The 12340-nt window shown below is 69.4% G+C and carries 9 protein-coding genes and 1 pseudogene; 1 reads left to right on the top strand and 9 read right to left on the bottom strand.

Features of this window, described 5'->3' with window-relative positions; translation table 11 throughout:
• Positions 1-568: IS6 family transposase (locus tag ACFVWD_RS41850; RefSeq protein ID WP_389603168.1), on the bottom strand; the 568-nt coding region annotated here is incomplete at its 3' end.
• A 65-nt stretch (positions 569-633) separates the two neighbouring features.
• Between ACFVWD_RS41850 and ACFVWD_RS41845 the strand changes: the two are divergent.
• A pseudogene (locus tag ACFVWD_RS41845) lies at positions 634-1077 on the top strand (transposase); the annotation flags it as partial.
• A gap of 443 nt (positions 1078-1520) precedes the next feature.
• Here ACFVWD_RS41845 and ACFVWD_RS41840 read toward each other — a convergent pair.
• The 8 genes from ACFVWD_RS41840 to ACFVWD_RS41805 all read right to left on the bottom strand — a co-directional run bounded on the left by ACFVWD_RS41840 (position 1521) and on the right by ACFVWD_RS41805 (position 12308).
• Entirely contained in the window at positions 1521-1892 is a 372-nt protein-coding gene (locus ACFVWD_RS41840; RefSeq protein ID WP_389603167.1) for a hypothetical protein, read from the bottom strand.
• 262 nt (positions 1893-2154) lie between these two features.
• Positions 2155-4047 (bottom strand): ATP-binding cassette domain-containing protein, encoded by a 1893-nt coding sequence (locus ACFVWD_RS41835; RefSeq protein ID WP_389603166.1) that lies wholly within the window; start codon positions 4045-4047, stop codon positions 2155-2157.
• 226 nt (positions 4048-4273) lie between these two features.
• The gene (locus tag ACFVWD_RS41830) at positions 4274-4816 is read right to left on the bottom strand and encodes a hypothetical protein (RefSeq protein ID WP_389603165.1); all 543 of its coding nucleotides are present in this window, start codon (positions 4814-4816) and stop codon (positions 4274-4276) included.
• A complete protein-coding gene (locus tag ACFVWD_RS41825) occupies positions 4816-5571 on the bottom strand; it encodes an aldo/keto reductase (protein WP_389603164.1) in 756 nt (251 codons plus the stop codon). The genes ACFVWD_RS41830 and ACFVWD_RS41825 overlap by 1 nt, the downstream gene beginning before the upstream one ends.
• 354 nt (positions 5572-5925) lie before the next feature.
• Complete coding sequence (locus tag ACFVWD_RS41820) at positions 5926-9024, bottom strand: alpha-N-acetylglucosaminidase TIM-barrel domain-containing protein (protein ID WP_389603163.1); 3099 nt, start codon at positions 9022-9024, stop codon at positions 5926-5928.
• A gap of 20 nt (positions 9025-9044) precedes the next feature.
• A complete protein-coding gene (locus tag ACFVWD_RS41815; protein WP_389603162.1) occupies positions 9045-9947 on the bottom strand; it encodes a beta-glucosidase in 903 nt (300 codons plus the stop codon).
• Positions 9944-10885, bottom strand: a complete 942-nt coding sequence (locus tag ACFVWD_RS41810) for a hypothetical protein (protein ID WP_389603161.1) — start codon at positions 10883-10885, stop codon at positions 9944-9946. The genes ACFVWD_RS41815 and ACFVWD_RS41810 overlap by 4 nt, the downstream gene beginning before the upstream one ends.
• Before the next feature lie 4 nt (positions 10886-10889).
• Positions 10890-12308: an alpha-L-fucosidase gene (locus ACFVWD_RS41805; RefSeq protein WP_389603160.1), complete on the bottom strand. Its 1419-nt coding sequence runs from the start codon at positions 12306-12308 to the stop codon at positions 10890-10892.
• Between the last annotated feature and the right edge of the window lie 32 nt (positions 12309-12340).

Below are 12340 nucleotides of genomic sequence, written 5' to 3'. Positions count from 1 at the left end.
GGGCCGCGCCCGTGCTGCGGAAGCCCTTCATCGCGCGTTCACGCTGCCTGGTGGGCTGGTGGCTGTTCTCCGCCCGGTTGTTCAGTCCCTTGTGGGAGCGGCGCTCGACGGAGGGCATGACCTCGCGGTGGGCCGCACCGTAGGAACGCAGCCTGTCCGTGACGACCACCCGCGGCACCGACCGGGTCTTCTTCATCAGCCTGCGGAAGCAGCGTCGGGCGGCGGTTTTGTCCCGCCGGATCTGGACGAGGATGCCGAGGACGTTGCCGTCCTGGCCGACAGCCCGCCACAGGTACTTCAGCTCCCCGTTGATCCTGACGAACACCTCGTCCAGGTGCCACTTGTCTCCGGGCCGGGGCCGGCGGCGGCGCAGTCCGTTCGCGTAGGCCTGGCCGAACTTGGCGCACCAGCGGCGCACCGTCTCGTAGGAGACCATGACCCCGCGCTGGAGCATCAGCTCCCCGACCTCGCGGAAGCTGAGCGGGAAACGGAAGTACAGCCACACACAGTGCGAGATCACCTCGACCGGGTACCGGTGCCCCCTGTACGACGGTGACGCGCTCCCCACGGACGACCCCCTCCCAGCATGATCAACCAGAAGATCATCCCACCCGGTCAGCCAACGTGACAGCGCCCGGCGCCCAGCTATCGCTCTTCGACCTGGACGAAGGCATGCGCCACCAGGTCTTCCTCACCGACACCCCCTACGGCGAGGGCTCCTTGCAGCACCTGGAGGTCCGCCATCGCGCACACGCCCGCGTCGAGGACCGCATCCGCAAGGGCAAGACCACCGGCCTCGGCCGCTTCCCCTCCCGCCACTTCCAGATCAACGCCGCCTGGCTGGAGCTGGCCCTGACCGGCGTCGACCTGCTCGCCTGGACTCAAACACTGCTACTGGACGGCGAATTGGCCACCGCCGAACCGAGGAAGCTCCGCTACCGGCTGCTGCACGCAGCCGCCCGCATCACCCGGGGCGGTCGACGCCTCCACCTGCGCATCTCCGCAACCTGGCCCTGGCGAAACGAGCTGACCAGCGCATTCATCCGCCTCACGGCCCTACCCCGGCCAGCCACTTAAACCACGACGCCGCCCCTGCCCGCTCACAACCCGAGGAACCCCGGAGCACCCGACCCGCGCGTCGGGCTACGGCCATGCCCGCCGACAACGAGCAACCGAAACCACCACTGCACACCCGCTCAGACAGGCTCAGCCGCTCGAAGCGAAACAGGGAGGCTAGACACAACTTGTCACGAGGTGAGGTCACCTCGCTCGGCGCGAGCCCAGGCCGGCCGCCACTCGGCAAGACATCAGCAGTGAGTGCGTGTTGGGTCGCTCCGAGAGGCTCCGGCCAGTGGCCTACAGGGCGCGCAGCGAAGTCCCGACGAACCGCCGGGAATCTCGACGTAAGGAAGCAGCCTCGCCAGCGAGGTCACCGTCTTCCGGCGCGCCCCTGCATCACGGGACCAAGCACTCATTCCGGTCTGAACGCCGAGCGAAATAACCCCTCAACCTGATCAGAGTCATCCGGTGCCGGTATCGGCCTTGTGCAGCATCTGGGCCAACAGCAGGGCGCCTCCGGTTGCTGCCCCTACCGCTCCCACGGCCAGGAAACCGCGAGAGGAACGCCAGGACAGCACCGACCACCGCGACTGCGCGGAAAACAACGATCCCGTACTCAGCCACGAGCCGGTTGAGATCAGCGACAGGGAGGAACCGATCGAGCCGACCGACAGGGCGCTTCCGATCGAGCCCACTGACAAGGCCGAACCGACGGACCCCACGGACAGCACCGATCCCACTGAGCCGATCGACAGCACAGAGTCCTGTGACCACAACGACAGCACTGAACCAGAGGAGGCACGACGGACCGACCGTGCGGACAGTTTTGTCATGAGGCCATTCTGCCCGCTGGTCGCTCTGTCTCGGGCGGTTGTGGACGGATGACGCGGGTCTCGGGTAGGGATCTTCCGGCATCCGGCTCGAACGGGGAGAAGGTCGCATGTGCTTCCTGCGTGCCCGATTGCGCAGCGCTCAATGGGAAGTAGCGGGAATCAGGCGGGCACGCAGGTCAGCGTCTCACCACGTCAGACCGCATCCGCGGTCTTTCGCTGATGAAGCACGGCGGGGTCGACGCCCCGCCGTCATGCCTCTCGGTCAGCGGTCCTTGGCCAGGGCAAGGAGTTCAGCGAACAAGCCGTTCCCGTATGCAAGTTCGTCGTAGCGGCCTTGTTCGATGATGCGGCCGTCACGCATGACGAGGATCCGGTCTGCGAGGCGGGTGTTCTCGAGCTGGTGCGTTACGACGATTGTCATGCGCTCGGCGGCGATGCGCTTGATCTCAAGGAAGATCTGGTGCTCGCCGCGCGGGTCCATCTGCGAGGTGGGCTCGTCCAGGATCAGCAGCGGGGTCTGCCGGTACAGGGCCCTGCCGCACGCGAGCCGCTGCCACTGGCCTCCGGACAGCTCGGCGCCGCCAAAGAGTTCTTTGGCGAGCAGGGTATCGAGCTGCTTGGGCAGTTTCTCGACCGCCTTCCGCATGCCGACGGCGTCGACGGCTGCCCACACGGGCCCGTCGTCGAAGGTTTTGGGCTGCCCGAGAGTGATGTTCTCGCGGGCCCGCAGGGGCCAGCAGGCGAAGTTCTGCGGGACGAGGGCAGTACGGGACCAAAGGGAGTCAGGACGGGTTTCGGCCAGGTCGGTGCTGTCCCATAGGACACGGCCCTTGTCGGCGAGCAGGATGCCGGTGATGAGCTTGGCGAGGGTGGACTTGCCCGAGCCGTTCTCGCCCACGATGGCCAGGATCTCGCCCCGGCGCAGGGTGAGTGAGACTCCGTCGACGGCGGGCTCCTCCGTGCCGGGGTACTGGTACACGACCTCGTCGAGACGGATCTCCTCTACCCGTTCGGAGATGGTCAGCTCCCCGCGCTTGGGGACTCGTTCGGCGGCCATGTCGAGGAAGGAACGCATGTCGGCGAGGTACAGCGAGGTGTGGAACATCGCGGCGCCGTGGATGACGAACTGCGAGAGCGCGGCCAGGGTGGTCTGGACGGCGACCACCGCGGTGGCCGCGACCGGGAGGGCGACGCGGCCGGTGGTGGCGAGCCAGGCGAGGGTGGCCCAGGTACCGAGCAGGAACACCCCGCCGAGGGCGCTGCTCGCAAGGACGATGCGCAGCATGCGGGGCGCGGCGGTGAGGGTGCGCTCGTCGATGCGATCGGACAGGGCCCGGTACCAGTAGACGAGGTAGCTGGTCATGCCGTTCGCACGGACCTCGTCGCCGTAACGGGAGTAAGTGGCCCACCAGCGCATCATGGCCCGCACGTTGCGGTCGCCGACGTTGGCGTAGTGGGTCTCGTAGTCGACGCGCGCGGACAGCACGGCTCCCATGCCGGCGGGGAGGACGGCGAGCAGCAGCAGCGGCAGCATCATCCAGTGCAGCGCCGTGATGACGCTGCCCGCGGCGATCATGCGGACGACGGCGGTCATGAAGCGCTGGGCGTCCTGCACCATCATCCGTGTGCGTGTGACGCCGACCTCGGCGGCTTCCTGCCGGTCGGAGAAGCCGTCCTCCCCGTATGCGGAGGCTTCGACGCGGCACACCGCGGACACCAGGGCGACGTCCGCCTCGGTCATCAGCAGTGGGGTGATCCGCCCGTCGGCGTAGGAGGATAAAGCGCTGCTGACTCGGCCGACCGCCGCGGCCGCCGTGACGACGATGAGAGCGGGCAGGGCGGCATGCAGGTGTTCGGAGACGACGCCGGCTCCGAGGATATGCGTCATGGCCTTCGCGGTGAACGCGAGGACCATGGCGGCCGCGGCTCCCGCGAGGAACTGGCAGGTGAGCAGCAGCATGACGGCGGGCCGGTCCACGGCCCAGGCCATGCGGGCGGTGTGCCCCAACACGGACGGAAGCCGGCCGCACATCTTCGCAAAACTGGCCTCTGCCAGCGGGTTCTTGCCGTGCTTCCCCTCAAAGCTGATGGTGGCCGGAGGTGGAGGGGGTGGCGTGGAATCTTTGGGCGAGGTGTCGGTCACGGTCACCTGCATGCCTCTTCAGGGGTCCGCGCCGCACCTGGTTGGTCCGGCGGTGTCAGGCTCAACGAGACGGGGAGCGAGTCGAACGCGCTCGATTCCGGACGAAGGGCAGGGCCCGGAATCTCAAGGCGTCGAACGCGTGGTCGCAGTGCTGGACGGCCTCCGACGTGACGCGAGTTGGCCGAAACGCCGAGGCTTGTTGCGCAGGTGACGGAAACAGAGGCGGCCCGGCACGCCTTCATGTGCCGGGCGACCTCTGCCCCCACCACTCTGGGGTGAGGTTTGGTGGTGCGGAGGGAAGTACAACGCCTCCTTCGATGTAGGCCGTCTCGCCGGTGGCGAGGGCCTGCAGCCCGACTAGGACCCGTAGCCGTCCCTGAGTGGGAAGGTCGTCGATGACGCGCACGGTGGGCAGCACACGCACTGTTGCCCGCGGATCGCGGTAGATCAGGTGTCCGACGGCCTCGCGGGTCATAGGCGCAGTCGCCAGTACGTGCGTGATGACCTTCCTGCGCCGCGTCTGTACCCAGTCCACGGCGACGCGACGCAGCAGCCGAAGCCCGCCCGGGGGACCGGAGAGGACGCGATGGGCGGCAGCCTCCGGCGTCTGCCTCTCGTACACGCCCCCGCCGGGCAGCATGAGCATGCCCCGCAGGTCGGCGACGGCGAGACAATCGGCTCCGACCGGCACCAGAAGAGAGACGCCGATCACCGGTGGCCGCCAGTTCTCGTACGGGGCCCGTATTCGGGGAGCGGCGATGGCCTGGGTGACTGCTGACATCACGGCCTCCCGCCGGCGCCGACGGCGCTGACGATCTCGGCGAGATGGCAGAGCCGGCTGGTTGCGGGAATGGGGGCAACGTGCGGTCCGAGCTGAAGCAGCCAGGAAAGGGATGCCTCAAGTCCGGGGCCGCGCACAAGGCTGCCCGCGTCGAGCGGCCGGTACGCCACGTATGGGATGCCGAGGTCCCGGCAGAGTTCCAGAGCCGGGTCGAAGTGGTCCCTCACGTTGAGGACGTTCTGTACCGCGGCTACGGTGATGTACTTGCCCGCGAGGCGAATGTCCTCGGACGTGACCTTGGACAGACCGATGTGCCCGATCTTGCCCTCGCCCTTGAGGGCTTGCAGCGTGCCGAGTTGGTCCTCGATCGGCACATCTGGGTCTATGCGGTGCAGGTAACAGAGATCCAGCCGCTCACGGCCCAGTCGGCGCAGGCTCGCCTCGACGCAGGCCCGGAGATAGCCCGGGTGGCCGTGCGGAGCCCAGACGTTGGGCGCGGGGCGGATCATGCCGACCTTCGTGGCGACGAGCACGTCATCCGGGTACGGATACAGGGCATGCCGGATGAGGGCTTCAGCCGTGTGTGGACCATAGGCGTCGGCGGTGTCGATGTGCGTGATGCCGTAGGCGTTGACCGCTTGGCGCAGCACGGAGACCGCGGTAGTGAAGTCTTCGGGGTGGCCCCAGGTGCCGGGGCCGGTCAGACGCATGGTGCCGAATCCGAGCCGGGAGACGGTCTCACGCTGCCTTACCACAATGGCCGCACCGAAGGCGTCAACACCCGCACCAAGAGGATCATGAGACAGATGCATGGACGCGCCGGATTCGACCTCGGGCCCTAACTACCCGGCCTAGGGTCAAGGCCTTCACGGCATTGTCTCTAAACCAGCGTGGGGCACGGGGTCTTGCGACCACTGGTAGCAAGACCCCGCTTGGCAGAGGCCGTCAGAAGCGTGGTCGTGCTATGCCAGCGGCCGCAGTCCCAGGCGGCGGGCTGCGGGCTGCGGACGACCATGCTGAGGCAGGTGTCGTCCGGCAAGGCCGGGCCGTCGTCTTGTGGCCGAGCTTCCGCCTGGGCGTGCTGACTGCGGGTGTCGCGGGCACAGAGATCAGGCCACCGTGAATCCGTCGAACGTGGCGATGCCCCGTGCGCCGTTCCAGCCGTTGGCCGCGGTCATGAAGACCCCGACGTCCTGTGCGGCGGCCGGGCCTCCCGGCGTGGCCGTGCCCACAGTCGTCCAGGTGACGCCGTCCGTGCTGGCCTCCCCGGTGTACGAGGCGCCGGACCGGGTCAGCCGCAGCCGCACCGGCGCGGTGAAGGAGCCCGACAGCGCGATCGAGTCGAAACGGCCGTCACCGTCGGCGTCCCAGCTCAGCGCGCAGCCGTTGGACGGCGTGACCGCCAGGTTCACATAGCCCGCGCTCCCCTGAGCGCCCAGGTCGTTGCGGACGACGAGGCCCGCCCGTGCCCAGCCCCCGGTCGCGTCCTGGGACGTGACCGTGACCTCGGCCACGGTTCCGTCGTCGTACGCGCCCGCCCGGTACACCGCCCCGAACTCGTTGGTGTCGCCCCACAGGTCGGCCCCGGCGCCCTCGACGGCGATCTCGTTGCCAGCCTGGCCGAACACGGCGTCGTTGTAGGAGACCGTACGGTACGGGTCGCTGACCCCGGCCGCAGCCACCAGCCGTACCGGCGTGACCGCCTTCCCGCCGCCCGCGTACGCCGCCGCTGCGACGACCCGGCCGACCAGTTCCGTCGGCTCACCTGCCAGAGAGACCTCGAAGCGAGCGGCGAACGTTTCGCCGGACGCCACCGCCGCCGTGCGCACCGGATCGAGCGGCTTCACCGCCATGCCCTCGGGGGCGGTGACGGAGAGGGTCACGCCGCGTGCCGCCGCGAACCCGTTCCTGTTGGTGAAGGTGAGCGTCACCGTCGCGGGCGTGTCCTCGGCCACCGCTCCCCGGTTGGTTTCCGCGGTGAGGGCCGCCTGATGGGCAGTGGCGGCGAGCAGGTCGCGCACGCGGCGGGCCAGGGCGTACGGGGAGCCGTGGGGCTCGGTCGGGTGCGTCTCGTGCGCGTTCGCCCAGCGGTCCTCCAGGGCGAACCAGTCGATCGCCGCCGGGTCCTTTCCAGTGGCGAGCGTGTCGAAGTACGTCTTCCAGCGGGTGCGGTACAGGCCGCCGACCAGCCCGGCCCACTCCCGGTTCGCGTAGTCGTGCAGGCCCTCGTCGCTGCTGGCGCGGCCGCCCCAGGTGGTGAGGAGGGAGCGGGCGTCGTATTCCAGGCGGTCCTTCTCGGTCCGGTTGGCGCCCCAGGCGCGCGCGTCGGCGAGCCACCGCCCGAGCAGGTGCGGGCCGGAGGCCGCCAGCAGGTCGTCGAGGAGGTTCATCCAGTCCAGCCAGGTCTCGGTCAGCCTGCCGAACAGGGCTTTCTCCCCGGCCTCGTACGCGCCCTTGATCTGCGGCAGGAGGACACGGCTGCGGTTGGACAGGACCTGCCGTGCCACGTCGACGACGTCGTACCGGTAGGCCGAGCTGTCCCTCAACTCGGCGCGTATGGCGAGGAGTTCGGTGAGTGCCGCGTCGAAGGCCGTAGTGTCGTAGCGGTCCTTCTCCGGGCCCCAGGCGGCGGACTTGTTCGCCGTCAGGCTCGGACGGGCGCCGAACAGGCCGTCGGGTGCCTCGCTCCAGGAGTCCGCGCGGGACATGTTGTACGCGGTGTCGCGGATCGTCTGCCAGGCCGCGGCGGCGTGCCGGTCGGGGCCGCCGTAGCGGGAGAGGGCGTACGCGGCGAACCAGTCGTCCAGGTCGACGGTGCCGGGCGTCCAGGCCAGGTCGGTGAGGAGGGCGAGGGCGGGTGCGTTGTTGTCGGCGGCCTCCGGCATCGCCGCGATCCCGGCGAGCGAACTGCCTTCCTTGTCCCGCCACTTGGGGTACTGCTCCACCCAGTCCGGGGCGTTGGCGCCAATCGGGGTGTGGCCGCCGAAGTTCCAGATGCTGCCGAAGGCGTACGGGGTGCCGCCCCAGTCGCTCTCCCGGTCGGTGACGGTGGTGTAGCGGTCCGACAGACCGTCCACGATCAGCATCCGGCTCTTGTCGACGCCGTCGAGCAGCGCCTTGGACGGGTTGGTCTGCCAGCCGAGGATCGCCCAGACGGCCCCCGGGTGGGCCTTCTGCAGCGCCGTCTCGACGGCCTTCGCGGCCTCGCCCACCGGCACGTCACCGGGGTTGCCGCCCTCGTGCAGCAGGTCCATCTTGTACATCGTGCTCGCGCCGAACCGTTCCGTCTGGGCCCGGTAGAAGGCGTCGGCGACCTCTCTGAAGGCCGTGGTGCGCGGGTCGAGCCAGTCGGGGCGTTTGAAGGCGCCCCAGGCGCCCTGCGCCACCACCGCCGCGTCCCCGCCGTGCTTCGCCACGAAGTCGTCCGGGACGGTGCCGTAGTAGCCCGGCAGGACCGGCGTCATGCCCAGGTCACTTATCCGGTCGACGATCTTCCGCGCGAGCTCGGCCCGCCGTTCGATGAGCTGCCGGGAGACCGGTCCGCCGAAGCCCGACATGTTCTGCAGCAGCCACCAGGGCTGGTGGGCGGGAGTCGGGATCCAGGCGCGCAGCGCGGCGTCGGAGTAGCCGAAGCGGCGGAAGGTGTCGTAGTACACCGCGTCGCCGCCGATGTAGACGAGGACCCGGTTGACTCCGTGCACGGCCAGCACGTCCAGCTCGTGCTGCCAGGCGTCCCAGTTGCGGTAGGCGCCGGTGTAGCCCTCGTTGGTGTCGTTGAAGGCGAAGCGGTGCGGCACGTTGGCCGTTCCCGTGATCTCCTCGGCGGGCGCGGGGAGGGTGCGCGGCAGGTTCAGCTGCTCGCCGGTCCAGGAGACGGAGGCGTGCGCGGTGCGCCGCAAGTAGGTGTGGAAACCGGCGAGCAGTACGGCGGGGCTGGTGCCCTCCACCGTGATGTGCCCGTCCCGGCCGGTGACCCGGAAGCGGTCGGTGTCGTCGTCGACGGCCCGCAGGGTGAGCTGCCGGTGGTGGTCGGGAAGCAGACGCTTCAGCGCGGCTGCGGCGGGAGCGGTGTCGAACAGGGCGCCGACGGCCGCGTAGACACCCTGCGGGCGGGCCAGCAGCGCGGCGCCGCCCAGCGCGACCGCACCCGTGAGGATCCGTCTGCGGGTGACACCTGTGATGCCGAGGTCGCCTCGGTTGTCGTGCATGAACGTCCTTCCGGCAGAGCTCAGTTGATCGTCATGGCAAAGATGTGCAGGGCGGGTACGCCCGACTGGAGGCCGTCGCTGACGTGGGGCAGGACCAGGGAGCGCAGTTCCTTGCCGGCCGCCAGGTCCACGCCGAAGGTGAACAGGCTGACGGGGGTGTCGTCCCGGCCGGTGGTGATGTGGCGGTAGGGCAGCACCACCACGGCGGAGGGGCTCGTCCCGTACCAGTCGGGGACGGCGACGGAGAACGCCTGCTCGGTGCCGTCGGCGTAGACGACCTTGCCGTCGCCCTTGCCCTCGCCCCAGGTGCTGGTGCCGAGGAAGGTCAGCCGGGAGCCGGAGCCGGAGCCGGACAGCAGCACGCTCTGGCCCGCGGAGACGACGTTGTCCCTGTATCCAGGCCGGATGTCCGGCCAGGTGAACGTCACCCCGCCGTACGTGACCGTGGCGCCCGGGGTCAGTCCCACCGACGCCAGCGCCTCGGCGGACAGACTGGAGTTCGAGCCGTCGATGTTGGCGACGGTGAGGGCGTCGTCGGAGGCGATCCCCGCGTTGTCGAAGGCCCCGGGCAGTGAGCGGTACGGCAGCAGAACGGAGGAGGCGGCGCGGGCGCAGTCGGAGCCGTGCCGGTGCACGTCGAAGAGAGCGTGCGCGGTGAACACGATCCGGCCCTCGGCGTCGTCGGCGAGCCGGGTCCGCCAGGTGCGGGTCACCGACCGTCCGGGCGCGAGGCTGCCCAGGCTGTCCGGTTCCTCGGTGTCGTCCACGGCGAGATAGAGCATGGTGCCGCGCAGCGCGATCCTGGTGGTGTTGGTGAGGGTGGCCGTCAGGGTCACGGCCTTGCCCGGCTCGGGTGCGGGTGGGGTGACGGTGAGCGAGACGGGCGGTGGGAGGAAGTCCTCCTCGGGGCGGTAGGCGTTCACGACTCCTCCACGGTGAAGTGGTCGAACACGGCCCGGACCGTCGTGCCGGGGTAGTTGAGGTTCACGGCGCTGGCCACCACGCCGGCGTCCAGGGCGCCGTTCGCGGAGGGCACGGTCGCGCTGGCGATCTCGGTCCAGGCGAGGCCGTTGGTGGTGGAGTACGCGGTGTAGGTGGTGCCGGAGCGGACCAGGCGCAGCCAGGCCGGGTGGGCGGAGGCGCCGCCGCCGGCCCAGGTGTCGAGGTGCCCGTTGCCGTCGCTGTCGGTCATGAACTCCACGCCGTACGACTTCGACATGGTGAGCACGGCGTAGCCGCCCTTCGCCGGCGCCGTCAGGTCGTTCGCGACGGCGATCCCGTACTTGGCGGTGGGATTGTCGCTCCCGGTGAGGCTGACCGTCTTGACCTGCACCACGCTCGATGCGGCGGCGGCCCCCGGCAGCAGGATGCCGCCCTTCTCGTCGGTACCGCCGGAGAGGTCGCGGCCACCCGCCCAGATCACCAACTGGCTCCCGAACTGGCCGAATCGGGCGCCCTCGGTGGTGGCGGTGGTGTCGAAGGGCTTGTACGGGTCGCGCACCCCGTTGGGTTCGTAGGGCACGGTGACGGTCTTCGCGGCCCGCGCGCAGTCGGCGCTGCGTCCGTCCACGTCGAAGAGGGCGTGCGCGGTGAACGCCACGTCCCCGGCGACGTCGGCCGGCATCGACGTGCGCCAGCTGCGGGTGACCTTCGCGCCCCGGCGCAGGTCACCGAGCGGGATGGTGCGCGCCGCGGTCGTCGCGCCGGGGTCCACGAGGTACAGGACGGTGCCGCGGAGCGGGAACGGGCAGTCGTTGACGAGGACCGCGGTGGCGGTGACCGCGTCGCCGCCGGACGGGTCGGCGGGTTCGGTGGTGACGGTGAGGGTGGGCCCCAGGGCGTCCGTGTTCTTGGTACCCATGCGTTCACCGCTCCCAGTCGACGGTGAACGTGTTGGCGAGCTCGCTGGGCAGGGTGTCCGGGACGCTGATGTGGACCTTGCCGTCCGAACGGGTCCAGCGCAGGAGCTTGTCGTGGCCGAGCAGCCGGATCCGCGAGGTGGCCGAGATCGGGATGTCGGCGGGCACGGAGAGGGTGCCGCCGGGGGCACCCAGCACGATGATGTTGAACTTCCCGGGGGTGACCGTGTACCGGATGCCGAGCGGGCTGCCCTCCTCCTCGGCCCGCACCCAGGGCGTCGAGCCGTAGATCGCGGGCCCGTTGACGTCCAGCCAGGCGCCGATGTCCCGCAGCCGCCGCTGCATGACGTCCGGGATGGTGCCGTCCGGTCTTGGCCCGATGTTGAGGAGCAGGTTGCCGTTTTTGCTGGTGACGTCGGTGAGCAGATGGACGAGGAACTCGGAGGTCTTGTAGTCCTCCTCGATCTCGAACTTGTTGTAGCCCCAGGAGTAGCCCATGGTGATGCAGCACTCCCACTTCTGCGGGTCCATGGTGGGGTTGGTGCGCTGCTCGTAGGTGGTGAAGTCGTAGTGTGTGTCGAAGCGGTCGTTGGCCACGACACCCTTGGGCTTCCTGCGGTTCTTGGCCTGGTTGTAGTAGTGGGCCAGCGCCTCTTCGCTGCGCCACGGCGGGTTGTCGGTGGGGCGGAACCACTGGCCGTCCGCCCACAGCAGGTCCGGGTCGTACCGGTCGGTGATCTCCTGCAGTTGCTTTAGCTCGTAGTCCCCGATGTAGTCGTCGACCGGCTTGTAGCCGAGCATCGGGACTTCCTGGCCGGTGTAGAAGTTCTTCATGGGCCGGCCGATCGCCGGGTTGAAGAACTCGCCGAGCGAGTAGTAGAGGCCGGGCCGGACGGTGCCGCGTCTGCGGGCGGCCGCCATCAGGGGGCCGACGAGGTCTCGCTTCGGTCCGTACTTTCCCGCGTGGCGGTCCGTCACTTCACTGGGGAACAGGGCGAATCCGTCGTGGTGCTTGCTGGTGAGGACGAAGTACTCGGCGCCCGCCTGCTCGAACAGCCGCACCCAGGCGTCCGGGTCGTAGTTCTCGGCGGTGAACTGCGGGATGAAGTCGTCGTAGAGGAAGTCCTGGCCGTAGGTGTCGCGGTGGTACTTCCAGGTGGGGTCGGTGTCGAAGCTCTGGTACCAGAGGTACCACTCGGCGGCCATCTGGCGGGCGGAGCCGGCGGGTACGGAGTAGACGCCCCAGTGGATGAAGATGCCGAACTTGGCGTCCTTGTACCAGCGGGGTACGGGGTGGGTGTCGAGGGATGGCTGGGTGGCCTCGTAGTCCGGGCTGCCGCCCCCGGCGTCACCGCTGGTGAGGGCCTGGGCGGTGCCCGGCGGGGCGAGCAGTACGCCCGCGCCGAGCCCGGAGGCCGTGGTCACGAATCTTCTGCGGCTTAACGACACGGAAATGC

This window comes from Streptomyces sp. NPDC058086 (assembly GCF_042885015.1).
Taxonomy (GTDB): domain Bacteria; phylum Actinomycetota; class Actinomycetes; order Streptomycetales; family Streptomycetaceae; genus Streptomyces.
This window is presented reverse-complemented; position numbering and strand designations above follow the sequence as displayed.